This is a genomic window from Lactiplantibacillus sp. 3062 (assembly GCF_055413545.1).
The window spans coordinates 589,143-615,255 of record NZ_JBVAYE010000002.1; the positions used below are offsets into that span (position 1 = coordinate 589,143).

At 44.1% G+C, this 26,113-nt stretch carries 26 protein-coding genes and 2 tRNA genes; 16 read left to right on the forward strand and 12 right to left on the reverse strand.

The annotated features are described in order from the left end of the window. Positions 1-879: 879 nt before the first annotated feature. From metE to ACWQAU_RS05800, 3 genes are all read left to right on the forward strand, one after another. Positions 880-3,186, forward strand: coding sequence for a 5-methyltetrahydropteroyltriglutamate--homocysteine S-methyltransferase (metE, locus tag ACWQAU_RS05790; RefSeq protein ID WP_027822074.1), 2,307 nt, complete (start codon positions 880-882; stop codon positions 3,184-3,186). Between the two features lie 13 nt (positions 3,187-3,199). Beyond that, positions 3,200-5,056, forward strand: coding sequence for a bifunctional homocysteine S-methyltransferase/methylenetetrahydrofolate reductase (locus tag ACWQAU_RS05795; RefSeq protein ID WP_021356308.1), 1,857 nt, complete (start codon positions 3,200-3,202; stop codon positions 5,054-5,056). 72 nt (positions 5,057-5,128) lie between these two features. Beyond that, entirely contained in the window at positions 5,129-5,488 is a 360-nt protein-coding gene (locus tag ACWQAU_RS05800; RefSeq protein ID WP_003645248.1) for a YisL family protein, read from the forward strand. A gap of 99 nt (positions 5,489-5,587) precedes the next feature. Here ACWQAU_RS05800 and ACWQAU_RS05805 read toward each other — a convergent pair whose 3' ends face one another. Beyond that, positions 5,588-6,109, reverse strand: a complete 522-nt coding sequence (locus ACWQAU_RS05805; protein ID WP_003643142.1) for a GtrA family protein — start codon at positions 6,107-6,109, stop codon at positions 5,588-5,590. Positions 6,110-6,214: 105 nt separating this feature from the next. Here ACWQAU_RS05805 and ACWQAU_RS05810 point away from each other — a divergent pair, with 105 nt between their 5' ends. The 4 genes from ACWQAU_RS05810 (at position 6,215) to ACWQAU_RS05825 (ending at position 8,612) form a co-directional block, all read left to right on the forward strand. Next, a complete protein-coding gene (locus ACWQAU_RS05810; protein WP_003643143.1) occupies positions 6,215-7,228 on the forward strand; it encodes a hypothetical protein in 1,014 nt (337 codons plus the stop codon). Between the two features lie 164 nt (positions 7,229-7,392). After that, a complete protein-coding gene (locus tag ACWQAU_RS05815; protein WP_003643145.1) occupies positions 7,393-7,818 on the forward strand; it encodes a hypothetical protein in 426 nt (141 codons plus the stop codon). A gap of 249 nt (positions 7,819-8,067) precedes the next feature. Further along, positions 8,068-8,151: transfer RNA gene (locus ACWQAU_RS05820), tRNA-Leu, on the forward strand. Between the two features lie 388 nt (positions 8,152-8,539). Continuing rightward, positions 8,540-8,612: transfer RNA gene (locus ACWQAU_RS05825), tRNA-His, on the forward strand. Positions 8,613-8,667: 55 nt separating this feature from the next. Here ACWQAU_RS05825 and ACWQAU_RS05830 read toward each other — a convergent pair. Then, positions 8,668-10,935 (reverse strand): ATP-binding cassette domain-containing protein, encoded by a 2,268-nt coding sequence (locus ACWQAU_RS05830; RefSeq protein WP_031275309.1) that lies wholly within the window; start codon positions 10,933-10,935, stop codon positions 8,668-8,670. Positions 10,936-10,999: 64 nt separating this feature from the next. Beyond that, entirely contained in the window at positions 11,000-11,287 is a 288-nt protein-coding gene (locus tag ACWQAU_RS05835) for a hypothetical protein (RefSeq protein ID WP_003643147.1), read from the reverse strand. Positions 11,288-11,401: 114 nt separating this feature from the next. On the opposite strand from ACWQAU_RS05835, the gene ACWQAU_RS05840 reads away from it, so the two are divergent. The 3 genes from ACWQAU_RS05840 to ACWQAU_RS05850 all read left to right on the forward strand — a co-directional run bounded on the left by ACWQAU_RS05840 (position 11,402) and on the right by ACWQAU_RS05850 (position 13,865). Further along, positions 11,402-11,914 (forward strand): hypothetical protein, encoded by a 513-nt coding sequence (locus ACWQAU_RS05840; RefSeq protein WP_003643148.1) that lies wholly within the window; start codon positions 11,402-11,404, stop codon positions 11,912-11,914. Positions 11,915-12,030: 116 nt separating this feature from the next. Further along, positions 12,031-12,507, forward strand: coding sequence for a MarR family winged helix-turn-helix transcriptional regulator (locus ACWQAU_RS05845; RefSeq protein WP_162551026.1), 477 nt, complete (start codon positions 12,031-12,033; stop codon positions 12,505-12,507). 671 nt (positions 12,508-13,178) lie between these two features. After that, a complete protein-coding gene (locus ACWQAU_RS05850; RefSeq protein WP_033608140.1) occupies positions 13,179-13,865 on the forward strand; it encodes a CPBP family intramembrane glutamic endopeptidase in 687 nt (228 codons plus the stop codon). 38 nt (positions 13,866-13,903) lie between these two features. Here the strand turns inward: ACWQAU_RS05850 and ACWQAU_RS05855 are convergent, their stop codons facing one another. The 9 genes from ACWQAU_RS05855 to ACWQAU_RS05895 all read right to left on the reverse strand — a co-directional run bounded on the left by ACWQAU_RS05855 (position 13,904) and on the right by ACWQAU_RS05895 (position 21,273). Next, positions 13,904-14,275 carry a hypothetical protein gene (locus tag ACWQAU_RS05855; protein ID WP_003643152.1) on the reverse strand — a complete coding sequence of 124 codons (372 nt, stop codon included), beginning with the start codon at positions 14,273-14,275 and terminating at the stop codon, positions 13,904-13,906. 210 nt (positions 14,276-14,485) lie between these two features. Beyond that, complete coding sequence (locus ACWQAU_RS05860) at positions 14,486-14,824, reverse strand: membrane protein (protein WP_003644251.1); 339 nt, start codon at positions 14,822-14,824, stop codon at positions 14,486-14,488. A gap of 167 nt (positions 14,825-14,991) precedes the next feature. Continuing rightward, on the reverse strand, positions 14,992-15,759 hold the full coding sequence (locus ACWQAU_RS05865; RefSeq protein WP_003645252.1) for a LytR/AlgR family response regulator transcription factor: 768 nt from the start codon (positions 15,757-15,759) through the stop codon (positions 14,992-14,994). Positions 15,760-15,764: 5 nt separating this feature from the next. After that, positions 15,765-16,979 carry a sensor histidine kinase gene (locus ACWQAU_RS05870; RefSeq protein WP_226661846.1) on the reverse strand — a complete coding sequence of 405 codons (1,215 nt, stop codon included), beginning with the start codon at positions 16,977-16,979 and terminating at the stop codon, positions 15,765-15,767. 336 nt (positions 16,980-17,315) lie between these two features. Continuing rightward, positions 17,316-17,924 (reverse strand): hypothetical protein, encoded by a 609-nt coding sequence (locus ACWQAU_RS05875; protein WP_003643156.1) that lies wholly within the window; start codon positions 17,922-17,924, stop codon positions 17,316-17,318. A 129-nt stretch (positions 17,925-18,053) separates the two neighbouring features. Continuing rightward, complete coding sequence (locus ACWQAU_RS05880; protein ID WP_027822076.1) at positions 18,054-18,875, reverse strand: Cof-type HAD-IIB family hydrolase; 822 nt, start codon at positions 18,873-18,875, stop codon at positions 18,054-18,056. Between the two features lie 413 nt (positions 18,876-19,288). After that, positions 19,289-20,227 carry an EamA family transporter gene (locus tag ACWQAU_RS05885; protein WP_021356303.1) on the reverse strand — a complete coding sequence of 313 codons (939 nt, stop codon included), beginning with the start codon at positions 20,225-20,227 and terminating at the stop codon, positions 19,289-19,291. A 15-nt stretch (positions 20,228-20,242) separates the two neighbouring features. Then, positions 20,243-20,884, reverse strand: a complete 642-nt coding sequence (locus tag ACWQAU_RS05890; protein WP_027822077.1) for an NAD(P)-dependent oxidoreductase — start codon at positions 20,882-20,884, stop codon at positions 20,243-20,245. Continuing rightward, on the reverse strand, positions 20,881-21,273 hold the full coding sequence (locus ACWQAU_RS05895) for a MerR family transcriptional regulator (RefSeq protein ID WP_021356301.1): 393 nt from the start codon (positions 21,271-21,273) through the stop codon (positions 20,881-20,883). The genes ACWQAU_RS05890 and ACWQAU_RS05895 overlap by 4 nt, the downstream gene beginning before the upstream one ends. A gap of 330 nt (positions 21,274-21,603) precedes the next feature. Here ACWQAU_RS05895 and msrA point away from each other — a divergent pair, with 330 nt between their 5' ends. The 6 genes from msrA (at position 21,604) to ACWQAU_RS05925 (ending at position 25,887) form a co-directional block, all read left to right on the forward strand. After that, the gene (gene msrA / locus ACWQAU_RS05900; protein ID WP_027822078.1) at positions 21,604-22,407 is read left to right on the forward strand and encodes a peptide-methionine (S)-S-oxide reductase MsrA; all 804 of its coding nucleotides are present in this window, start codon (positions 21,604-21,606) and stop codon (positions 22,405-22,407) included. A 102-nt stretch (positions 22,408-22,509) separates the two neighbouring features. After that, complete coding sequence (locus tag ACWQAU_RS05905) at positions 22,510-22,725, forward strand: hypothetical protein (RefSeq protein ID WP_003644243.1); 216 nt, start codon at positions 22,510-22,512, stop codon at positions 22,723-22,725. Positions 22,726-22,970: 245 nt separating this feature from the next. Next, positions 22,971-23,957, forward strand: a complete 987-nt coding sequence (locus ACWQAU_RS05910; RefSeq protein ID WP_021356300.1) for a LytTR family transcriptional regulator DNA-binding domain-containing protein — start codon at positions 22,971-22,973, stop codon at positions 23,955-23,957. A gap of 150 nt (positions 23,958-24,107) precedes the next feature. Continuing rightward, positions 24,108-24,965: an ABC transporter ATP-binding protein gene (locus ACWQAU_RS05915; RefSeq protein WP_027822079.1), complete on the forward strand. Its 858-nt coding sequence runs from the start codon at positions 24,108-24,110 to the stop codon at positions 24,963-24,965. Next, positions 24,962-25,699: an ABC transporter permease gene (locus tag ACWQAU_RS05920; RefSeq protein ID WP_027822080.1), complete on the forward strand. Its 738-nt coding sequence runs from the start codon at positions 24,962-24,964 to the stop codon at positions 25,697-25,699. The genes ACWQAU_RS05915 and ACWQAU_RS05920 overlap by 4 nt, the downstream gene beginning before the upstream one ends. Positions 25,700-25,719: 20 nt before the next feature. Beyond that, a complete protein-coding gene (locus tag ACWQAU_RS05925; protein WP_003643166.1) occupies positions 25,720-25,887 on the forward strand; it encodes a hypothetical protein in 168 nt (55 codons plus the stop codon). The last annotated feature ends 226 nt before the right edge of the window (positions 25,888-26,113 follow it).

The following is a 26,113-nucleotide window of genomic DNA, read 5'->3' on the forward strand; positions in this document are numbered from 1 at the left end:
TCCTAATCATTATTATTTATTTGATCTTTGGTACTTCGCTAGTGGGCTCACCAAATATACTAGCAAGTTAATTGTGAAAATAAGTACCCTTAACTCGAAAAAAATATGATGATTTCATGAAATTTAGTGCTTTTAGCAAGTACGCACCCGGTAATCTGCTGGGTGTAGATTAGGACATTCCCCCACAGTTTCGAAGAAATATTCAAATTTTAGGACTATTAAAATCCCTTTATACCAGTGCATTGATTACCAAAGCACCTGATTTCACTCAATATCGTCAGCACCCTTAACCAACTTAATCCTTAATTGAATGCTTAGCGCAACGCCCCTGTTATGAAGACCTAAAATGTCAACCCAACCATGTGGGAGCTGCGTTTCAACCCTATTCACCAGCTCAAGTGGTCGAAATCCGACAACGGTTGCTGGCAAAGACTAGTGGCTGTTCACACTACGTTTCCTACTTGCCTGGCTCCAAATAGCGTGTGCGTCACATTACGCTTTGAATATGTCCAAAAGATTAAAAAATAATTTGACTAAATTAGAAATTGGTGGTATTTTCTAATCAATCATAAAACATGTAAACGTCCTGAAGAGGAAAGTAATCATCGCTACCCGTGCAGTGAGTTTGGAATAGTGCAAACCAAACCGGAAGACGATTGATGAAAAATGGCCTCCAAACGGCACCACTGAGCTTTTGCCAGGTGATGACAGTTAGCTACTGTTAATAAGCTTCCGTATGAAACGTACGGATTGAGGCCAATATCGTGAGGTGTTGACAAATTAAGGTGGTACCGCGAACGGCAACTTCGTCCTTTAATCAGGATGAGGTTGCCGTTTTTTCGTTTAAAATAATTTGCTAAATATAAGGAGTGGGTTTTAATGACAATTATTAATAGTAACTTGGGGTATCCACGTTTAGGTGAACATCGTGAATGGAAGCACTTATTGGAACACTTTTGGAAAGGACAATTAGACAACGTGACCTTTCACGCCACTGCTAAAAAATTACGCCTAGCTAACTTGAAAAAGCAACGCGACTTGGGAGTGGACTATATTCCGGTCGCAGACAATTCGGATTACGATCACGTTTTAGATACACTAGTCGCATTCAACGCGATTCCAAGTCGCTTTGGTCACTTCGATCACCAGTTGGACTTGCCCGACTACTATGCAATTGCCCGTGGAACTGATACCGCCGTGGCGGCCGAAATGACAAAGTGGTTCAATATCAACTATCACTACATTGTTCCTGAATTCGATGACGTGTCCTTTAAGTTATTAGATAATCGCTGGCTACGCTACTACCAAGAAGCTAAGCAAGAACTAGGCATTGATGGTAAACCAGTCATTCTGGGTCCCATCTCTTTCCTTAAACTGGGTAAACGTCACGGACAGTACTTGGATGACGCCGCCGTCAACGAACTATTACCGCAGTTATTACCGCTTTACCAACAAGTGTTTGAAGAATTAGCGACAGCTGGCGCAAAATGGATTCAATTGGATGAACCGACCCTAGTCAAAACAACGACGGTTGCGGAACTCGCACCTTATCAAACTGCACTTGAACATTTGCATGCGGCTGTCCCATCCTTAAAAATCGAACTCCAAACTTATTTTGACAGCCTTGATCAGTACGACCAAATCGTGACCTGGCCAATCCAAGCACTTGGACTGGACCTAGTACACGACCATGGTGAAAACCTGGCGCACTTGGTCGACCACGGCTTCCCAACCGACAAAATTCTCGCAGCTGGCATTATTGATGGACATAACGTCTGGGCTAGTGATCTACAAGTAAAACTTGCATTAATTCAGCAGTTACGGCAAATCATGACCGATGATCAGTTATGGCTCCAACCCGCCAACTCATTATTACACGTTCCCATTACCACCAAAAATGAAACCAAGGCTGACCCCGTCTTACTGGGCGGCCTGGCCTTTGCGGACCAGAAATTGGCAGAACTGCATACCTTAACCGTGGCAGCCAATCAGGGGGTTGCCGCTGTTCAAGCAGTGTTCGACCATAATCAGGCCAACTTGACTGCCCTCAACCAGTCCAGTCACCGCAACAACCAGTCGGTTCGCGCCGCTGAAGCGCAACTGAGTAATCAAAAATTCGAACGCCAGGCACCATTTTCGACCCGGATTAAGTTACAACACGACCGGTTACACCTACCCCTCCTGCCAACAACAACGATTGGGAGCTTTCCGCAAAGTGCGCAAGTCCGAGCAAAACGAGCAGCATGGCGCAAGGGTAATTTAACCGATGCCGATTACCAGGCATTCCTGCATGCTGAAACCAAACGATGGATCAAGCTGCAAGAAGACCTCGGCCTCGACGTCCTGGTTCACGGTGAATTTGAACGCACTGACATGGTCGAATACTTTGGTCAAAAACTGACTGGCTTCTATGCGACCCAAAATGGTTGGGTCCAATCATACGGTTCACGAGGCGTCCGGCCACCCGTTATCTTTGGGGATGTCGCTTACACGGAACCAATCACCGTTGCTGAGTCCGTTTACGCGCAAAGTCTAACCGACCAGCCGGTTAAAGGCATGTTGACAGCACCACTGACCATTATCAACTGGAGTTTTGTTCGCGACGATATCCCTAGGGCGCAGGTTCAAAATCAGATTGCTTTGGCCCTCCGGCAAGAAGTTCAAAACTTGGAAAAAGCTGGTATTAAGATTATTCAAGTTGATGAACCAGCACTTAGGGAAGGTTTGCCACTCAAGCAGCGCCATTGGCAAACCTATTTGGATGAAGCAGTGTACTCATTTAAGATCACCACGACCGGCGTGCAAAACGACACTCAGATTCATACCCATATGTGCTACTCTAACTTTGCCGATATCATCGATACCATCAAAGCCCTTGACGCAGATGTCATTTCGATTGAAACGTCCCGTAGCCATGGGGAGATTATCAGTGCTTTTGAACAAACCGGGTACGATCAAGAAATCGGTCTGGGGGTCTATGACATTCACAGTCCACGCGTACCGAGTGTTGCGGAAATTGAAGCCAACATCCAACGCGCATTACGCGTTATCGACGCCCGGCAATTCTGGATCAATCCTGACTGTGGTCTCAAAACCCGGCAAGAATCAGAAACCCTAGCAGCCTTAAAGAACATGATTGCTGCGCGCAACGCAATCCAGGCCCAACTGACCACTAGCATCCACTAAGGAGGTGGCTTGAATGAAGTTTAAACAAGCACTCCAGCAACGGGTCCTCGTTGCCGATGGCGCAATGGGCACCCTTTTATATGGTAATTATGGCATCAATTCGGCTTTTGAAAACCTGAATTTGACGCATCCCGACACGATTTTACGCGTTCACCGATCGTACATTCGGGCTGGTGCCGATATTATTCAAACCAACACCTACGCTGCGAACCGCCTAAAGTTGACCCGGTATGATTTACAAGACCAAGTCACCACCATCAATCAGGCCGCTGTGAAAATTGCAGCGACCGCACGGGAACACGCGGATCACCCCGTTTACATTCTGGGAACGATCGGTGGACTAGCCGGCGATACCGATGCAACTGTTCAACGGGCGACACCAGCAACGATTGCTGCCAACGTGACTGAACAACTTACCGCCCTTCTAGCCACCAACCAGTTAGATGGCATCTTGCTCGAAACATATTATGATTTGCCAGAACTACTCGCCGCGTTAAAAATCGTGAAGGCCCATACTGACTTGCCCGTCATCACGAATGTTTCAATGTTAGCCCCCGGCGTCTTACGAAACGGTACGAGCTTCACTGATGCCATCGTCCAACTCAACGCTGCCGGCGCCGACGTAATCGGCACGAACTGTCGCCTGGGACCTTACTATTTAGCTCAGTCATTTGAAAACTTGGCGATTCCAGCTAACGTCAAACTAGCCGTTTACCCAAACGCTGGCTTGCCTGGCACTGATCAGGACGGTGCGGTGGTCTACGATGGTGAACCAAGCTATTTCGAAGAATATGCCGAACGCTTTCGTCAGCTCGGTCTGAACATTATTGGTGGTTGTTGTGGGACCACACCTTTGCATACCAGCGCAACCGTCCGCGGTCTAAGCAATCGCAGCATCGTTGCTCATGACCAGCCGGCTACAAAACCACAGCCACCAACGCTCGTCACGACAAAGAGTCAGCACCGGTTTCTGCAAAAAGTTGCGACCCAAAAAACGGCGTTAGTCGAACTCGATCCACCCCGCGATTTTGATACGACTAAATTTTTCCGGGGTGCTGAACGATTAAAAGCCGCTGGTGTCGATGGCATTACACTGTCTGACAATTCGTTAGCAACGGTCCGGATTGCTAATACGACGATTGCGGCGCAGCTCAAGTTGAACTACGGCATCACGCCGATCGTGCACTTGACGACCCGCGACCACAATCTAATCGGCTTACAATCAGAGATCATGGGTCTACACAGCCTGGGTATTGAGGACATCTTAGCTATCACTGGCGATCCGGCCAAACTCGGTGATTTTCCGGGAGCCACTTCGGTCAGCGATGTGCGCTCCGTTGAACTGATGAAGTTGATCAAGCAATTCAATAGCGGCATCGGACCAACGGGTAAGTCGCTTAAAGAAGCCAGTGACTTTCGGGTCGCAGGCGCCTTTAATCCTAACGCTTATCGCACTTCCATATCGACCAAGTCAATCAGTCGGAAGTTAAGTTATGGTTGTGACTACATTATCACCCAACCCGTGTATGATCTTGCAAACGTTGACGCTTTGGCGGATGCTCTAGCGGCTAATCACGTGAATGTGCCAGTGTTCGTTGGTGTTATGCCACTCGTCTCACGGCGTAATGCTGAATTCCTACACCATGAAGTCCATGGCATTCGGATTCCAGAACCTATCTTGACACGCATGGCAGAAGCCGAACAGACCGGAAACGAACGGGCAGTGGGCATTGCTATTGCCAAGGAATTGATTGATGGTATCTGTGCGCGCTTCAACGGCGTTCACATCGTCACACCGTTTAACCGCTTTAAAACGGTCATTGAATTAGTCGATTACATCCAACAGAAAAACTTAATTAAAGTACAATAAAAGAAACCGCCGCCAACACCTACTTTCATGCTAAAATTAGACATGAATTGTAAATGTGGAGGCGGTTTTGTCATGTACTTATTAGGGCACATTATTGGTTGGCTATGGCTCATGCTGACGGTTGCGATTGGTCTCAGTCGTCACTCAGTCAAATCAGCCAATCGCTTTTTGATTCTTAGTCGCATCGGGTACCTGCTAATTATCATCACTGGGGTGGCCTTGGCAATCAGAACCTTATCAGGCAACTGGTGGTTGACCTTGCTAAAAGTGATACTCGGTCTTGGCACGATTGGCCTCATTGAAGTGGCCTTTGCCCGCAAGCAGGAAAGTCATTTGAACTCTGGACTTGTCACCCTACTCGTCTGCGGCACCTTACTAACGATTATTTGTGGCATCGGCTTGCACTGGCAATTGACGGGAAACTTGATTTAAACCATCAATGTCGTTGAAATTACTGCCTAACGATCCAAAGTGATGCTATCAAAAAAAACAAGTCGTCCGTTAGGGGACGACTTGCTTGCCTGATGCCAATTAATTGTTACGATCACTCAAACGTTTCATGATTTGCTGGCGCATTCGCATTTTCTGGTTGCTTTCCATAAAAATCAGCCGCGACGTCCCATAGTTAAAGAGTCCCACGAGAACCTGGTCGATGATTTTAACAAGTAGGGGTGCCCAGAACAACAACGAAATGCCGACGAACATGAGGAAAGTATCGAAAAAATATGATAAGCCTCGTGTCAACATGAAACTAATGAACTCGCGACACCAGTGCCAAAAGTCCTGCGATTTGGACTGAAAGACCACCGCTTTGTTGGTAAAAAAACTAAACAAAGTTGCTAGCACCCATGCGATTGTGTTGGAAAATAAATAGTGTTCCGCCAAGACTGAGTGTAGCACCCAGAATACCAAGACGTTCACCAGCGCGGCCATAAAGCCAAACAGTGCGTATTTCCAAAAATATTGATATTGATGGTAGATTTTAATCAACCACTGCACGCCGTTCGCCACCGTTTCTTCTAGCTCAAAAATATTATACAATAGCAATATCATACCTTGTTATCGGCCCCCTGACAAGCTCAGCCGTTAAATTGGCGCTTAGTGGGCTGGTCGCTTATACTTAAACTAATCTGCAATTCTTTTTGGAGTGAATTATTTATGAGAACTTATTTATTTATTGCCGGGCTGATCTTAGCCTGTCTAATTTTAATCATTATCTTAATTGCGGTGTTAGTCCATCTCCACCATGTCAATCAGGCGGCGGATAAACAGGCCGCGTTGCTTAAATCAATTCGGCAGCGCCTCGTTCATCAAACTTTGACCAATCAGGAACAAGACCGTCAAATTACCAAGTTGCAGACTCAAAATAACGGTTTTCGGAATCGCTTGAATCAAGCCGTTCCCCATCCGGTGGCGGTTCCTCAGACGCGCCGGATCAACGCTAATTCGCGTGCAATTTTCCGCTCATACGTCATTGGTTTAGATTACTACCAAAAAGAATTCGAAGCCGCGCTGGCCGATGCGAGTGCCCGAGGTTACTTTAAACCTTATGGTGGCTATAATGATTCTGGTCTGAAAGCAGATTATCTCTATGCCAAGAAGTACCGTGTCGACGCTAACGCTAACATCGGTGAAATTCAGTTAGTTGAAGAAGTTGATGGTGCTGAGCGATCCGTACGGGTTGAACTAAAAGTTGCGGAGCATGGCTATACCATCGGCTATCTGCCGAAAAAGCAGGTCGACGAAGCCTTCAACGTGATCGACATTTACGCTAACTCGGTCATGACCCTCTCCTCCAAAACTAATTTAACTGGTGGTGAATGGAAGATGGCGATCGATGCTGTCGATGAAATGCAGTACCTGAATGATCCCAACGCTCAAAATCGGGCCCTTCCCGATTACGGTGCCATTGACACCCCCTTAAAAATCAAGACCGGTAAAAAGTCCTACTTCCTCCAATTCACCTTATATGAAATGGAAATCAGCAATGATGAGATTCCATTGTATAGTTTAGTCGACACCGTCGACGGTCAACGTGGCTCAATTGTTGAAGTTGATGCTGGTCCGATCTCATATGTGATCGACGTCCAAGCTGGGCCACAGACTGGGTCCAAGATTACGGTCATTCCTGAACAAATCGACCGCGTCATTTGGGTCCCTAACTGGAAATAGGTCAATCACCGTTATCAAGTGAGGTTATTTTAATGAAAAAATTAATCTTAGTGATCCTGTTACTTCTGTCAATCGGTGTGATGACCATCGTTGATTCGAACATCATCCGACAAGCCCCTTATCCGAGCTTGTCCCAAGAACAAACGAAATAAGGAGGTCCGAACGTGACCCGGGCAATTTTAATCAGTTTCTGCGCCCTATTCCTTTTAACGGGCTGCACTTCCCAAGCTGAGCCAAGTATTTCCACTAAGCAAGCGAACTCAGTTGCAGCCGCTAACCGCGCGGAGCAAACTAGTCGTGCCAATGCGGCGGCTGATGCTAGTGCTAAGAAGCAATCTGGTGACCATTATCAAGCTGCTGACGACCATATCACTAGCGCAACTAGTGCAGTGGCCGCCGTCGGGCAAGTGCTCAACGATCCCAAGCAACAAACCTTTGGTGTCGTACCAACTGCCAATCAAGATGCACACGGCCACCACTATTATCAGGTCGATGCTTATCAGAAAACGGCTAATGGCGGCCGGGGGCATTATCTGAATAGTTACTTTGTTTATTTAGATGGTAGTATCACGACCAAACAAGCAAATTAATAAACAGACAAGTTGTCACCCATTCAAGCAGTGTCGTTGAACCTGCTGGGATGGGTGACTTTTTGGATGCATTTTTTGCCGGTAGTAATTTCAGTATTTCGGCGTACAGTTATTCCATGCTAATTAAGGCCAGCCCCAGTAACTAAGCAACCAATTTACAATTACAATTAATATCAACTGCATAAATATAGAAAAAGGTTTATTTTTTTGTTACTTTTCGCTATAATGGATATTGTTGTTAAAGCAACTGCCCCAGTGGCGGAACTGGCAGACGCGCAGCGTTCAGGTCGCTGTATTGGAAACAATGTACAGGTTCGAATCCTGCCTGGGGCATAATTAGTCTATGAGCAATAAAAGAGCCACGGTAAACACTTATTTACTGGGCTCTTTTATTTTGTGAATTTTAACAAAGTAGTGCCTTTGCAAAGATTTTTACGCATTTCTTCAATAAGGATGAATTCATAATAATTTTGCTCAACCGATAAGTGCTGATCCACCTCACCTATCCGTTAGACACACTAACCACGGCAAACGGGCCGTAGCTCCCATTGTTAGGGGAACTATGGCCTTTTACTAACGGTTAAGTAATTGTTGGTCACAGTAGAACCTTCACCAACACTTCAGAAACTGAGGCGATTAATTTCTGAAAATCCACAAAAAGTCCTATGCAACCCACGATTTTAGTGTATACTAGATATGTTGACGAAAAGTTAACGTGATGGCGGTAGTGGCGAAGTGGTTAACGCACCGGATTGTGGCTCCGGCACGCGTGGGTTCGATTCCCACCTACCGCCCTTCTAAAAAAGCACGTGCAATTGCACGTGCTTTTTATTTAATCAAATTTTCTAATCACGCCGTCAGCCAAGCCTTCAAAGCGGCTCCAGTGCGTGAAGTGGGCACGTCAACTGCTGCTCGTGGGGTTCCGCTATACTGAATTCGGCCGCCATACTGACCAGCATCCGGCCCCACATCGATCAACCAATCGGCCTGGCTAATTACCGCCAGATTATGTTCGATAATAATCAACGAGTTACCAGCGGCCACTAAGGCATCGAATAATTTTAATAAGCGTTGTGTGTCTTGCAAATGCAGACCGGCAGTCGGTTCATCTAACAAGTACACCGTTCCCTGCTTGCCTAGCTCAACCGCCAGCTTCAACCGTTGCAGTTCACCACCCGACAAAGTGGTGAGCGGTTGCGCCAATGTTAGGTAACCCAAACCGACCCGGTCTAAATTCTTCAATGGCTGAGCCACTTTGTCCATCGTGGCAAAAAAAGCTAACGCCGCTGTGACTGACATCTGGAGCACGTCGGCAATCGTCTTACCCTGGTAAGCATAGCTGAGCGCCGTTTCATTATACCGCAGCCCATGACACAATTCACATGTCTGCACAACGGGATCCATAAAGGCCATATTCGTGATGGTCACGCCTTTACCCTTACACCGCGGACAAGCACCCTTACCATTATAGCTGAACCAACTAGTTGCCACGCCATTGGCTTTCGCGAATAGTTGTCGGATTTGGTCGAGCACTCCTAAGTAAGTCGCCGGTGTTGAGCGAATATTCAGGCCCACTGGTGTCTGGGCTAAATCAATATAAGCCGTCTTTAATTGCCGTTTTAGCGCGGTAACCAGCGAACTCTTCCCTGAACCGGCCACCCCCGAGACGACCGTCATCACACCGAGGGGCATGTCGACACTGACATCGTGCAGGTTATTTTCATTAATATGGTGTAATGCCAAGTGGGCCTGGACTGGTCGTTCTTGACCCCATTTATGCGGTTGTCGCAACCACCGGCCCGTCAACGTATCAGAAGCCAGTAACTCGTCATAAGTCCCGGTAAAGGTCACGTTTCCACCAGTGCGACCAGCTGCAGGCCCCATCTCGACAACATAGTCGGCTAACGTAAACATGGCTGGATTGTGTTCAACAATCAGAATTGTGTTACCCTTATCCTTCAGCTTCGTTAACGCTTGCTTGATTAACTGAATATCATGTGGGTGCAGCCCAACGCTTGGCTCGTCCAAAATGTAGACCATATCTACTAAGGCGCTGGTCAAGTATTTGGCAATCTTAATCCGTTGCGCTTCACCACCAGATAAAGAACTGGTCCCACGATCCAATGTCAGATAGCCCAGGCCAATATCGACCAACGATTGGATCTTGGTCGTCAGCTCCCGCACAATATCTTGGGCTAACGGCGCATCAATCGCTTGTAAAAATGCCAGAACATGCTTTAAATCCATAGCCGTCACCTGAGCAATGTTGACTCCGTTAATATGATTGGTCAACACGACCGGTTTGAGTCGTGTGCCATCACACGTTGGGCACGGTTTGCGCGTGACGATCGCCGCAATCGCATCGCGATGGTGTTCAGCTTCCTTCTTACCAATAATCGAGCGCTTGATCCGCGGAACAACACCTTCATACAGGGCCGTTCTAGGAAAACCTTCTCCAGGATGGGCTAATTTCTGTTGCGGTGCGTGCATCAGTAAATCGTATTCCGCAGCACTATAATCCTTGATGGGTTTATCATTGTCAAACAAACCACTCGTCGCATAACGGCGCCAACGCCACGTATCCGGTGCAAAACTCACAAACGTGATGGCCCCCTCATTTAATGATTTCTCAGGATCAATCAATTGCTGCTCATCAATATCGTCAACATAACCTAAACCTTGGCAGGTTGGGCACATGCCTTGGGGTAAGTTAAACGAAAAACTGTCCGAATACCCGATAAACGGTTCCCCAACCCGTGAAAACAAGAGCCGCAGTAACGAATAAATCCCAGTATAGGTTGCCAAGGTTGAACGCGCATTCTTGCCGAGGCGTTGTTGAGCAATCACAATCGCAACGGGCAAGTGCTCGATATGCCCGACGTGTGGTTGACCATACTTCGGTAAATATTGTTGCGTAAAACTGGGAAACGTTTCATTCAGTTCGCGCCGTGACGCCGCTGCAATCGTATCAAAAACGAGTGACGACTTACCGGAACCTGACAAGCCCACGAACACCGTGGTTGCATATTTAGGAACGCGAAGACTAACGTGCTTTAAATTGTTTTGGGTAGCGTCGTATACGTCAATGGCGCCATGTGGAAATGAATAACTGGTCATCAAACCTTCCTTTCTATCACTTGTTTGCTATCAAAAAAGGACCTGAAAATTCAGATCCTAAGTATCAGACTGATTCATCAACGAGCTTGACGACCGTCCCATAGCCGGTTACGATCAAAAACCGTGGTGCAACACTCATCTGAGCGACTTCAGTATTGAAGTTCACATAAATTAACCCGTCGCCACCTTGATCCTCTGCCTTTTGTAGCAGTAGTGGCTTGACTTGCTCGATTAAATCGTCAAACCGTTCAAACTGATCAACACCATCAGATTCAAACATCAGGTGTTTTGTGACGGAGACGACGCCCTTAATCATATGGGAGCGCTGTAAATCACCAGTTGTCATAAACATTTTTCCAACCCCCTATCACTTTAATTTTACTTGAAAACGACGTCACTCGCAAACGTAACCAATTATTTGACCACAAGTTTTTAAAGGACTAAATTAATCGTAGGGAGTGATAGTTTGAAAACAGCAACACAACTTTTACAACAATATACCTTTGAGCCCGTTAAGGATAAAATGCGGGTCGAACAACACGCCTTAGCCGTCCAACATCAGGATCGCGCCATTCCATTCGGACACTTCAAGATCCGGTTGAAAAATATTGATAATCAACAAACTTATTTATTGGAATTAAAGCAAGCGTTACAGTTGACCACCACGTCTGGGTTCCAGTTACGTTCCCGACTACACGGGGTGCATGTCAAACATGCACAACACATGATGCCGACCGGTTATCACGTATTGGCATCACTGACGATTAAGGCCGCCCCACGTGACGCTCATGAATTTGTACATGACAAAACAAAAATCGCCTGCCTGATTCCAGTTGGTGATCACGCGGCCAAAACATTGCCAGCACAAGTTCCACTTTATGCGTTCACGGACAACCATCAACTTGCCATCAATCAGCAGGCCATGGCCCAGTTATTCCTGACATGCATTAAGTCCCAACAACGCCAACAGGTCAATTAATTAACCCGCTTTTATAAATAAATCATTCGAAAACAATGTATTTGCGCAATATTAATTGCATTTGGCGAATTAATTGCGTACAATGTACTAAAATAGATAGTAAAGGAGGCGGTTTGATGGCAACCCCAACAAAAAACATTTTGCTCGACGAACAGCTCTGTTTTGCGCTCTACACCGCCAGCAAACGATATAATCATTTTTATTCCGAAGCTTTAGCACCTTTCAAGCTGATTTATCCGCAGTACATCACTTTATTGGCACTCTGGGAAAAGAGTCCGATGACGGTCCGGGAACTTGGTTCACACGTTAACCTTGATAGCGGGACTCTGACCCCGTTATTGAAACGGATGCAAACCCAAGGCTGGGTCGAACGCAAGCGCGATACGGACGATGAACGCCAAGTCAACATCTCGTTGTCGCAAAAAGCCATCGATGCTAAACCAGAGATTTTTGCCCACGTTAATTCTTGCATGGATTTACTTGGTTTAGATGAAGCAACCTATAACCAGATTCGCGAAACGGTTAACTTTGCTTCCGAACACATCAAAAATGCCGATCCTAAAAAGGTCGACTATTCTGGTGAAGCATTCTAACTGACTGCTTAACTAGGTCGAGGTTTTTCTAACCTCGGCCTTTTTTGTTGCGATTAAACCAATTGATTTTTGACACTAGCGTCACTTTGTTTTGAGACTAGCCCGTTCAAGGCTAATATGAACAATCGTTAGCTAGCACCAATCAAATAATTATGGGTGTTTGCAGCCACATTAATTCCGCAAAAAATAAATCAAATGATAAAACCCAGTTGAATTTGATAGTTTAGACCGCTAAAAATAATTTAAGTATGTATTAAGGGACGATTTTTTGCAGGTACTGTATTCGGTGACTTTGGGGACGTGCAACAAAAAAATGACTCTACCGCTTAGTAGCAGTAGGGCCAAAGAGTTAGGTTTAAGTACAATATGGGGGATTGTACTTGCTCGTCCATCCACTTTGGGGGAGTAAAATGAACAAGTGTATAACTATTAGGTACAAGTATATACTATTACATAATTGTGAAGAAAGTGTGAAGATTTGTCCGAATTATGCTTTTTTATTCTTTATTTTTATAGAGCATCAACCATTATTTCTACAATTATTATATTTTTAGCATTCAACCAGATTAATATCATCCGCTTGTGCCTGGCATCGATGCCTTTCTCAGATTTGCAAATCCGTGTCGAAACCTGAACACTGCGGTAAAATCAACCATGGGAGGTGAAGTCCGATGGAAATTATTGACCGCGGCTTGGGGTGGCTCGGACGCGTGTTGCTCACTGCTGGCCTAATTGTTGGGGTCGTGATCCCACCAATGTTACTTAAATTAATTAACCAATTATATCGCCAGCATCAGCTCACAGCCTGGCAGATCACCTTGGCAGGTGTCTATCTGTTAATTTTTGTGATCCTAGCACTGGCGGCAACCGCCCTAATGCGGCACTATACCGGCAACTATCAATCAGAAAACTTACAACACCATGACTGGCAAATTATTGGAATGGCCTATCTCACCATCTTAATTTTTGAGGGCGGCTTTCAATTTATAAACCAGCTTCTGTATCACCAGAATCAAACACAAAATAACGCCGCCATTAAAAATTTAATGGCCGGCAGTCCTCTGTCGCTTTGGCTTATGGCGTTGAGCGCCGTTTTTTTGACTCCAATTGTTGAAGAGTTAATTTTTCGTGGCGTTCTGACTAACCTTTTCTTTCAACAAGAATGGCTCAAGGTCGGGCTCAGCGGGATTGTTTTCGGTAGCCTCCACAGTAGTTCAACCTTACCGAGCTTCCTCATATACGTCACCATGGGACTCGTGCTAGCTATTGTTTATCGGCTGACCCGTAAAATTCGCGCGGCCATTGCGCTCCACTTTGTGATCAATAGCCTAGCAATTACCATCATGTTACTGCATTGACGACCTTCACGCACAACTTCGTCACGGCACTGGCCACCCTAACTTTTATAACTCCCCTGCCAGACTAATAACACGTCAAAAATCAAAAATAGCACATTAAAATGTAATAGCCACCAATTCATCAGGCCTTTCTCACGCACCATTCCCAGAATTGCCAAGCCAATGCCAATAACGGGAATCAAACCTCCTTGTAACAACCGATAAATCGGCAAGTAGGCCCATTCTGATAGCAGGATTGGTCCCGTTAACTGACCCAATAAAATAAACAACAAAAATACCCCGATATTCAACAATGAGCAGGCAAACGCCGTCTCGGTAATGGTGCCCATCGCGAGGCGAAAGTGAAATTGAAATCGTAAAACCAGTGTCCCGATGATTCCAATCACCAAAATAATGCCAACCACTAACATACAGCCACGACTCCTTTTCTTGTCATTGTTACTGTACGCTAAAATCAACAATGCGCCTAGCGCAAAACTAGAAGCTTAATGATTTTTTAGCAACCCCGTAACGCGACTAACAACTAAATAAATTCGAGTAGTTCACCGTAGCTTTTATATGGCACGCTGTCCTAGTCATTAACCATCAAAAAAGAGCCGGCAACTTGCCCGCTCACCCATCTAACTCTTTGTCCCGGTTGGTACTGTTAGTACTTTGGCTTTTAGCCCCACGACTTTAATTGTAATTCGCTTATGAACTGGCATTTTAACATAGAATTGACCACTCTGCTTATTCGAAATAACCTGACGGACATGTTTCCCACTCTTTAAGGTGACAATGACACCGTGCTTGGTACGGCCACTGATTGTTGCAGAGGTAGCATTTTGATGGTAAACCACCTTTGACACAGTGAGCCGATGAATTCGTCGATGATAATCACCTTGCAAGCTGTATTCCGAACCAAATATTAACAAACAACCGGCCAAAATCATTAAGATTAGTGACCAGAACTGCTTCATGACGCCACCTCCAGACCAGCTCCCACAGCTGGCATTTAATAGTCTAAGCATACATGCAAATTAATCTAAAAAGCCAAAAAAGGTGCAAAGCTCATAATAGCCTGCACCAACGTCATTAAAATTCACTTTTGATTAACGATTTTGTTACATTAGAGTCTTAAGCGAAGCTAGCTAAACGTGACTGCCAGTTCGGAACGCTTGATTAATGCGATTAAATCATGCATTTTACGAATCGCAATATCGACCGACTCGCCATTTTCAAAGTAGCCAAGCTGATGTTGCTTATCAATTCGTACTAGCATTTGCGGGTTCACCAAGAAACTCTTATGAACCCGGAATAACTCTGGGTGGGCCACGGTTTCATCACTAATCTTACCATTGTATTGAACAATTCGATCTGTTAAATGGAGAACCAGCTTATTACGAACTGCTCCAGTCTCGATAAATAACACCTGATCTAATGGAACATTGAAGAGCTGACCACCCTTAGAGTAAGAAAACATGGCCTTGCTGGTGACTGCTTGCTTGGTATAACGTTCATAAGCAACCCGAATATCTGTCTCCACTTTGGCTTTGACCGTTTCTTGACCCAAATCTTTCACAATAAAGTCCAGTGGTTCGATTCGTCGTTCAAAGGTCAAAAAGGCCATTTCAGAATGGGTCGACACGAAGACAATCCGCGCATTAACATCCGCCTCGCGAATTCGAGTCGCCAGTGCTAGGCCATTTAAGTCTTGCCCAGGATATTCAATATCTAAAAAGTAGAGTCCCTCAAGATCGGAATTGGTCTCGACATAGTCCAACAACGTTTGTGCTTGTCCGGTTGCTAAGGTCAGTTCCATATCAAAATCATTAATCATAATATGATTCTTAATGATTTGCTTTAAGGTTGCTAATTGTTCAGGATCGTCTTCCACAACAAAGGTCTTTAACACGCTGCTCACTCACTTTCAATACTAATAATAAATTCGAATCGTTGATGGGAGCTCACTTCATAAGTCACGTTAGCTAATGGATCTAACAACTCACGAACGGTTGCTAACCCTTGCCCATGACCAGCACCTTTCGAAGTATGCCCAGCAACCATCAGCTCATCCAGGCGCTCAATCGGATGATTCAATGAATTGGCAAAAATCAACTCCACCATGCGGGGATACTTAACAAGTGCGACCGCAATCTGACCACCACTCTGACCCTTCACCGCTTCGATGGCATTGTCTAACAAGATGCCACTCACCCGTGATAACGTCACTGAATCAATTGCAATTGCCGCAATCGGGTCGTTGGCTTCCAAGCGTACTTGAATTCCAGCTTGGCGCGCAACGGAAAACTTACTCTGAATAATGGCTTTCAATGGTTTGTCCTTGATTTGTTCTAAATTGTCAAAGTGTCCAAAATCACGATTTAGACTTTGCTTAGACTTGGTCACAACTTGACGAAAATATTGTTGTAATTCAGGATCATCAGCTGTCTGAATATACTCACCCAAGGACAGTAAGATGTTTTGATAATCATGGCGAAACTTACGTAAATTTTGATAACTATTTTCCAAATTTTTGACATAAATATCATATTGTTGCCGTTCCAAAGCTTGCCGGTTATTTTGAACCCGCAATGTATAACTATAGAACAGGTAAAGAAACGTTCCGGCGTTGATCAGCAAGATAGCCACTAGAATCAACATTAGAATCCCCAAAAATCCTGAGCCAATATTATAATTATCCGCCGCAGTCGTGATGGTAAAAAACGCGACCGCAACTACAGCCAAAGCACTGACAATCACGTTCAACGTTAGCCCGTCTACAAATTGCCGCGGATAACGCTTCTTTAAGACCTTGAAACTAGCGGCGACTGCCAACATACAAGCTGTGACAATTGTTTCACCGATGGCTTCAAATAGCCAGCCACTCCAGTCATTCAAACCCAAGTTGAATAAGTGAAAAATCGACTCCGTCGCATAATTGCCAAAGAAACTAAAAAGAATGTAGGCGAGTGTGGCCGTTAGACTCGTCACAATAAAGTACTTTTTGCGACGTACAAACGCCAGTAACCCCATGTTCACAATGAACGTGATGATATCCGAATAGTCGTCATACAACATGTAGATCACAGTTAGAAGTACGGTCATAACCGCAACAGTCGCATAGACTCGCATCTGTCGAAGCTCACGATTGATTAATATCTGCAGTAAAAAAACCAGCATGACCGAGTACCAATGGTCAAAAGCTGCAATATACCAATAGACGTAAACGATAACTGCTCCCCTCCCCGCATGATGCTCAATACTACCATTGTAGCGAAATACGGCCAGTTTGTATATTTGTGCGATAAAAACTTAACAATCTTTACCAAATCGCTGACTGACCAATTAATACCCGTAACCGTCTTCAAAACTTGCTATACTCGCCTTTATTATCTTAAAAGACACACATGATCGACGGTATAAAAAAAGCGACCCCCGTTCATTAACGGTGCCGCTCACAGATCATTATTAGTGAAAATCACCCGGCATAAAACTCTCGATAACCGCGGTTGTATTAAAGGTTTCAAAACTATGGAAACTGGCCTCATCAATTTCAGCGTAGCGAATGGCAATTTGTGGGCGCTTGGCAAGATCGAACATATCAACATAATTAAATTCAATATATTTCTTATGTTCACTATGAATAAAGCCAGCATAGCTGTCACCATGTTTTTTGATTCGACCAGATAGTTGAATCACTTGATCGTGGTGAAAAGCTTGCTTCAACAATGTTTTTAAGAGCGAATGTTTAGTCTTATTCTGCTTCTTCAGCAGCTTATTCATCAATCGTTCAGTGTTCCAAACATCATAATAGCCCCGTTGCTTAGCCAGCGCAATGATCGTCGCCATGCTCTTCAAATAATCAGTGTCACTAATTACGCGGGCTAACGATGCCTTACGAAAGACCACTAACCCATCTAGTTCACCATCGACATTAACGGCTTGGACCAGCACAAACTTCTCATCCTGCTGAATCACATAGCCAACACTAAATTGCTCATTGGTTCCCTTGGAATAGATTTCAACGAGGTTGGTATTCTTAATCGCTTTAGCTAAATCGTCGCGAATCGCACTCATGCGTGTTCCCCCATTCAGTAATTTGTAACAAATAATTTATTTCATACTACCACATTTTCAATTATCATGATACCACTTGTAAAAGTTGAACGCCAAATGGCAACTTTCATTTTCTAAATAAAATTTGTACTATAAAATAAACTTGTTAATAACCTCTGCTAACGCGTCATGGTTGTTATCAGCGACCGTCACGTACTTAGCTGCGGCCTTGACTGCATCGATACCATTGGCGACACTCACAGGCAATCCGACCGCCTTCAGCATGGGGAGATCATTGCTGTTATCGCCAGCTGCAATAATTTCATCCGTCGTAATTCCCAGTAGCTTTCCTAATTGAACCGCTGCGGTCCCCTTGTCAACGCCAGCCGGATTAAACTCAACGTAACGGTCGGACGAATAAGTGACGGCTAATTTGCTTGGATCAACAATAGCTTCAACGTCTGCGCGCATTTGCTTGCGGTCAGTCATCGTTGGCAAGGCCATAATAATCTTCATGACGTTCATCGTTTTGAATTGTTCAAAGTCCGGCGTCGTCATAGTTGTGAACGTCACGCCCCGGTTTTGTAGATAATCTGAATCACTTGGAACCGGATTGTAAATATATAACGTATCCTGCGTGTACACATGCGTCGCCGCCTGCTGATTCGCAATTCCCGCTTCAAACACCCCTTTAGCAACCTCATATGGCATGGCATTCACCGCCAATGGCCGATTATCCTTATTCTCTAAAATCAAACCACCATTATAAGAAATCGAATATTGATGTGGTTGGTCCCGCAATCCCATCGTCTCCAAATCGTTCTGAAACGAGGTATAACTACGACCAGAATTCGGCACAAAATAAACACCCTTAGCCGCCGCAGCTTGAATTGCCGCCGCATTCTTTTCTGACAACGTACCATTGTCATTCATCAGGGTCTCATCCAAGTCACAAACAATCATTTTATACATATTAAAGTTCCCTCTCATCCGCTTGACCATCTGAAACTTGGTCATTTTAGGTTTACTATTCCACTCTAGCGAAAGACGTGCGGAAATGCAACCGCTTTATTTTTGCGTTGAAATCTCAATGTTTATCCATACATACGCGCAGTTTTTAGCACAGCGTGCAATTATAGGTGCTACAGCCATTTGTGAAATTTAACTTAGTCGTTTGTTAAGACATTTCAAAAATGCGACCTGCTAAGAATCAATTTCTAAAACTGAAACAGTCAATTACTGTGCTCAATGACCCAACTTTCAAAAAACAATAGCTTTATATGATTACGAAAAGGTAATCGCAGTACCGATGTTTTAATTGGCAGTATTTCTTCAATATGTTGTTAAAGCCAGTACTTTTGATATTATTGATTGCTTATCATTCCCTACTGATTAGGCATCGTACATTGACAGGGTTTGCTGGGAACAGGTGCCGTGATATGGTGAGGTAAATTCAGTATCATAATTGCACCCACAACCAATATAATACCAACCAAGGCCTGAGGAACCAAGATTTGTTGCAAGAATAACATGCCAAAAAGTACGGAACTGATTGGTTCAAATAGTCCAGTCATAGTTGCCAGAAATCCGTCTATTAGCTTTAAACTTTCTAAATAAAGATCATACGCAACAACGGTGGCTAGAATAACAATGATAAGAACCGCTAAAAGCTGCGTTTTTGAAAATCTAACTAAATTTGGTAACGGTGTGTGAATCAACGCTATCACACCGCCAATAACTAGTGCCCATCCCAAAATATCCACTGCGGCAATTTGGTTTAACAATGGAACAGGTAGTTTGGTGTATAAGATAACCCCGATAGCCGCAATCAGGCCAAAAATAATTGCTTCCGGTTTTATTAATCCGGTCTTAAATCCGGATTCAACAATAAGCCAGATTCCCATCAATGCGCTTATTAAGCTCATTCCTGCTAATAAACTGGGAAGTCTTTTCGCTTTCAGCGCGGTAAATACAAGCAGAATAAACGGACTAGTGGACTGAAAGACAGTTGCAACTGCTGCATTACTGTAATTAATCGCAGAAAAAAAGGCAATTTGTGCCGTGCACAAGCCGGCGATGCCGTATATCATAATTCGTGTTAAAATTCGCCAATGTGTCCAAATCTTTTTCGTGCTTTTTCTAGCCTGCTTGAAAAACAAGTTACGATATAGCAACAACATTGCCCCACCGATTAACAGCCGTAACAATACAATCTGTTGCGGAGTCAGAACTTGCTCACTTAACAAAGGCTGTGCTAGTATTCCACCTAGCCCAAATAAAGCGGCACTAATAATACCGCACAGAGTTCCAACTAAACGCTTCATACAAAAGTTTCTCCTCTATAATAGTTCACCATTAGAAATAGCAACACTTTGATTGTGGTAGTCATCATTAAATAAGGCATTGGCTGCTGCCCTAGCAAACGTATCTCGATTAATTGCAAATTCAGACTCCGGTATCGCTCTAAATTCAGGACCGTGCGTAATAATTTTTGTTTCGGGTCCATTCTGAATTAGTCCTGGTCTAAAGATTGTAAAGGGAATACCACTATTTGCAAATAACAACGGTTTGTCTAACTGATCATGGGTATACTGAGGATGTTGCGTGCGAACAGCCGATAAATAGAGTAAATTACCAGACAAATATTCACCGTAAATACCGCCTGCCGAAATATCGACTATTCGTTTAATTGTTGCCTGTGTTTCCTTAATTGCACGTAACAATAACTTAACGTACGGACCAGTGCTCAGCCCACCAACGGAATCATAAATATAATCGACATCCTCGAGTGCCGCTACATAATCAGTATATTTCGCTGCATCTCCCAGAAAAATAACATGTTCTCGTTTCTGATAGGCCGGGACCTTTTTGCGATTACGAACAAATAATTTTAAAGTCATTTCTGGATAATCACGTTCCATTAATTTAATGAAGGCCTGGGCAGTTGGCGAAGTTGCACCAATAACTAAAACTGTATTCATCGTTCATCGGACTCCTTTTCCATTTGCTGATATGTTTTAATAAACCCGTTCATGAATGCGACCTGTTTCTTAAGTTCAGCCTGTTTTTTCTCTAATTCTTTCAGATGATGTTCAACAATCGCTTGACGCTTTTCCGCTGTTGCTTGCTTGCCTTGAACAACTAAATCAGTTAGTTGACGAATATCCTTCAACGGCATTTCGGAATCAATAAAAATCTTCAAATTTTTCATCCAAATCAGATTCTTTTCCGTAAAAACACGATACCCATTCTCAGATCGTCTTAGATTAGGAATTAGGCCCAGGCGATCATAGTAATGGACCTGAGAGACACTCATCCCAACTAATACTGAAATCTCTTGGGTTGTATATTTGGCGACTTTATCATCCAATTTTAGTTCCTCCTTTTTTCGCATGCGATTCATTATAAACTATCAACCATACTTCATAGCAAGCTTTTCCAATCAAATTGGACTTGGGTGAATAATACCCACAATAATAGCCGCCATTTTTGACGTCGGCCAAACGGTGCTTATAACTAAGATGCAACTAACGATCACATCAATATCATCTGGTTGCATTTCTTGTTAGAGTAGCTTACGACAGGGTGATAGAAAACAAATCATAACATTATGTGCTACCAAAGCACCGTGCTAAAATCAAATCAGTCAAAATGCAAGTACGTGCTAATACTCGGCAAATAAGCCAGTTAAGGAGACACCATGAAAGCAAAACCTGAAGCCTTAATGCGCGACTTATACAATTTAATCATCAACCCGGCGACGCGTGACTGGGAACGCCATTTACTAGTCCAGGCCAAGAATAATCGGCAACAGCTATCGCCGACTGGGCAACTAAAACAGCTCGAAGCTGATTTGCGACCATTAGCTATGCGGAATAACTTGACCCCGGATGTTATGGACTTTTATCTTGCCATCACTGGCAACGCACCCATGCCGACTAAAAACAATGTATCGGCTTACCCACCCCTTAGTTCGCCTTATGAAGAACGGGCAGTCTTTGCTGGTGGGTGCTTTTGGTGCATGGTTGAGCCCTTTGATCAGCGTCCCGGTATTAATAATGTGATTTCTGGTTATACCGGTGGTTCGTGGGCCCAACCGACCTATGAACAAGTTAGTGGTCAATATACGGGGCACGTTGAAGCCGTGGAAATCAGATACGATTCCCGTAAAATCTCGTATCAAAATCTTGTCGATATTTATTGGCAACTAATTGATCCGACCGACCGCTTTGGACAAATCAATGATCGCGGTAGCCAATACCGGCCAGTCATTTTTTATGCTAATCAACATCAATTGACCATTGCACAAGCATCCAAACAAGCGCTTGTGGACTCGCAACGTTATCAAAAACCAATTGTCGTGGCCATTGAGCCCTTACAGCAATTTTGGCCAGCAGAAAATTATCATCAGGATTTTTACCGCAAACAGCCCCGGCGCTACCGACAACTGAAAAAAGCCCATGATCACTATCTAATTTGGTTGAAATTCAAAAACAAATTCTAACTTGGCGGTTCAGTCACAACTTATGACTTTGCCTGCTTCTGGAATCAATTGGTTAAGCACTAATCGCTGTGCCATACTTAATTGTTATGGAGGCGCATAAACATGCGGCAAAAATCGCAATGGGCCCTAATCAGCTTGTGGCTGATTTTATTAGGAAGTTTCATCCACATGGGCTTAACAGTGATGCCAGTAATTGCTTATAATCACCCACAGAGACCGTTTGGTTGGCCATTTCTGATATTGCTATTATTATCAATTGACCAAGTGTTTTATGACCACTTGATCAATCTCGTTAGTCATTCAATCATCAAACATTAATTTTAAAAAACAGGATATTGACCCGCCATACGAATGCCGGCCGTCCATTGTCCTGTTTTTATTGCGGTATTTTGCATCATGTCAGCTGTCATTTTGACATAACGGTCTTAATCAGGACAAACCACAACTGCCTACTTCGATATGGTATATTGTTACTGTCTACATCAGATTTGCCAATCTGTCTGAGTGATATGGCCTTTTTCTAACCACCTCACTCAGACACTAAAAACAACGAGGTTCTCACCATGCAAACAATTCAGTTAAGCAACATCTTTAAACAACAAGCACACCAAACGATTTTAAAAGATTTCACACTCACCATTCCAGCGAAAAGTAACATCGGCATTCAGATGAGCCACGTTGAGGCAACAACCCTATTCAACTTATTACGCCAAACGACGCCCCAAACTAGTGGCGTCATGACTGGCCTCACTCCCGCACGTATCCAAGCCATCTTTCATGATGACGGCTTTTATCCGCAATTAACAGTCTCGACTTATTTGAAGACCTTTCAACGCATCAGCACCTTTGAGACGGATCTGGATGACATTTTGCAGTATTTCGCACTCAAAGACGTCGCCCATACTAAGATCAAGCACTTATCCTTTGATCAACAACAACGTCTGGCCTTACTGCGGGCGTTCATCCTACAACCGGACTTGTTACTAATTGAAAGTCCCCTGACCAACTTGACCAACGCTGGCATTGAGCTGTACTTAGCAGCCTTAGCCTATACTCGCGAACACGGCGTCACCGTACTGCTGACCTCCTACTCATTAGAAGAACTTGTCCTAACCAGTACGACTATCTTCCGCTATCGACCAAACCAGGGCCTCGAGTTGACTGATTTGGCGACCGAAAGCAGTTCCGATTCCGCACACACTTCAGAAGATACACCTAGACCAATTTTTAAAATTGCAAGTAAGGTTGAAGATAAAACAGTCTTTTTCAGCCCCAACGAGATCGATTTTATTGAAAGTGTCAACGGGGTCAGTCAACTGAACGTCAGTGGCGAACAATTCACGTCATCGCAAACAATGAGCGAATTAGAACAACAATTGACGACGCTCGGCTTCTTCCGCTGTCATCGTTCTTACTTGGTTAATTTACAACAAATCGCGGAACTAATCAGTTACTCCCGAAATAGTTACACGTTAATCTTGAAAAACAAAAGTAAACTGCCCCTCTCTCGCGGTAAACTCACTGATTTAAAAGCTTTGATCAATTTTTAGGACACCATTCAGCCTAAATAATGCACCATTCGGCCCCAATATGCCCCATTACACCTTGATTTAATCACATTCGACGATTGTTCCAGTAAACTAGATTTTGTAGAAGCCACTACGCTTCCAAATCAAATTTAAAGGAGTCAGCGATCAACGATGACAATAAAAAATGCAATCGAAGTGATTAACATTGCCAAATCATTTCAAAATACGACCGCGCTGGACCAAGTTAGTTTTACCGTTCAGCCAGGTGAAATTTTTGGTTTTTTAGGTCCCTCGGGATCGGGAAAAACAACCACCATTAAAATTCTAACCGGACAATTATTACCAACAAACGGTGAAGCCTACGTCCTGGGTCAGTCTGTCCAAGCATACGACGAACACCGCTATGAAAAAATCGGCATCGTCACGCATCAAAGTGGGCTTTACGACAAATTATCGGTATACCAAAACCTACTATTCTTCGCGAAAATGTTTGGTGTCCCGGTTGCACGTGTTGATAAGTTACTTGAACGAGTTGGTCTCAGTCAACATAAGAAAAAACTCGCTGGTAAGTTATCTCAAGGTATGCGTCAACGGCTAGTTCTGGCCCGAGCAATTCTTCACCAACCGCAAGTCTTGTTCCTCGATGATCCAACCAGTGGTTTAGATCCCCGCACGACCCAAGCAATTCACGCACTGATTAGAGAATTACGCGACCAGGGTACAGCGATTCTGCTAACGACTCATGATATGCTGGAAGCCACTCGTCTCTGCAATCGTGTCGCCTTACTCAACGCTGGCCGCATCGCAGAATGTGCAGCCCCACAAGCATTGCAATTAAAATATAATCGCGACCAGCAGTATCGCGTCCACATTGCATCGGCAGCGCAAGATTTGTTACTCCCCGCATCTCCTGAGACGACCTATCAGATTAATCAGTGGATGCTTTCTGGGCAACTTGAGACGATTCACTCGTGCGAGCCGACCCTTGAAGATGTCTTTTTAGCCGTAACTGGAAGGAGCCTAAAATGAGTTTATCAGTAACCAAAATAAAAGCCTTATTCGGTCTTAAATTAAGACTGATCATTTCAAATATGAGTCTAATGACTGCCCCAATCATGGCCATTTTGTACGTCGTTTTCATGAAGAGTATTATGCAAAGTAAAGCACCATCACACGTCGCCCTGATTTCCCTATTACTGGGAATGGGACTATGCTTTAATATCGTTATGGGTGGCATCATGATGACAAGTTATCCCTTAGCCGAAGAAAAAGAACACCATACGTTACGTGTCCTAATGACCTCTTCCATTACCGGGCCCGAATTTTTTATCGGTAGTTTATTGCCACCACTAGCTATTATGACTGTAACCAATTTGATACTGGTCCCCCTAAGCGGCGCCAGTTGGTCGCAAATTCACTTAGGAAACTTTTTATTGATTACTATTATCACTAGTTTAACGAGTCTCGTGCTCGGATACATTATTGGTCTGATTGCTAATGGTCAAACTCAAGCAGGCGTCTACAGTATTCCAATGATGCTGATTTTAAGCCTGATACCGAATTTCGAACAGTTCAATACCACCCTTAAATCCTTTAGCAGTTATCTGTATAGCAGCACGATTAATCACTATATTACCGCCTCATATGCCACTAATGGTTTTTCATGGACGCTTCGTGAGGTACTGACGCAACTCGGATGGCTCGTGATTACCTGTGGCATCTTCTTCTATGCCTACCGTCGTCACGGCCTTGATAATGACTAAAATTTAGGAGGTTTTCAATCATGTCAACTTTAAAAATCGGAACGACCGTCAAGTTACCAAAACCATATTTGGGAATTGTGGGAACGATCATTGCCTACTACGCAGCTAAAGATCAATACTTAGTTCGGTTTGGTGTTAGCCAACAACTCTACTTCAAACCAGATGAACTAATTGTCTGGAAATCTTAACTGCTTATCTCATACCAAGCCCCTTACTTTGAAATATCATGGTAAGGGGCTTCTTTTCCACGTTCGGACAATCCCGCAGCCGAATCGACGTTGGCTATGTTATAGCAATTGCCGCTCAGCCTAGAAGGTGTATGTAGGACGCACATTTACTGATGACCAGTAACCTAACTAACACATTTTTATCATAATTGATGACAGCTCAATTCATGCTATGTATACCCATAAT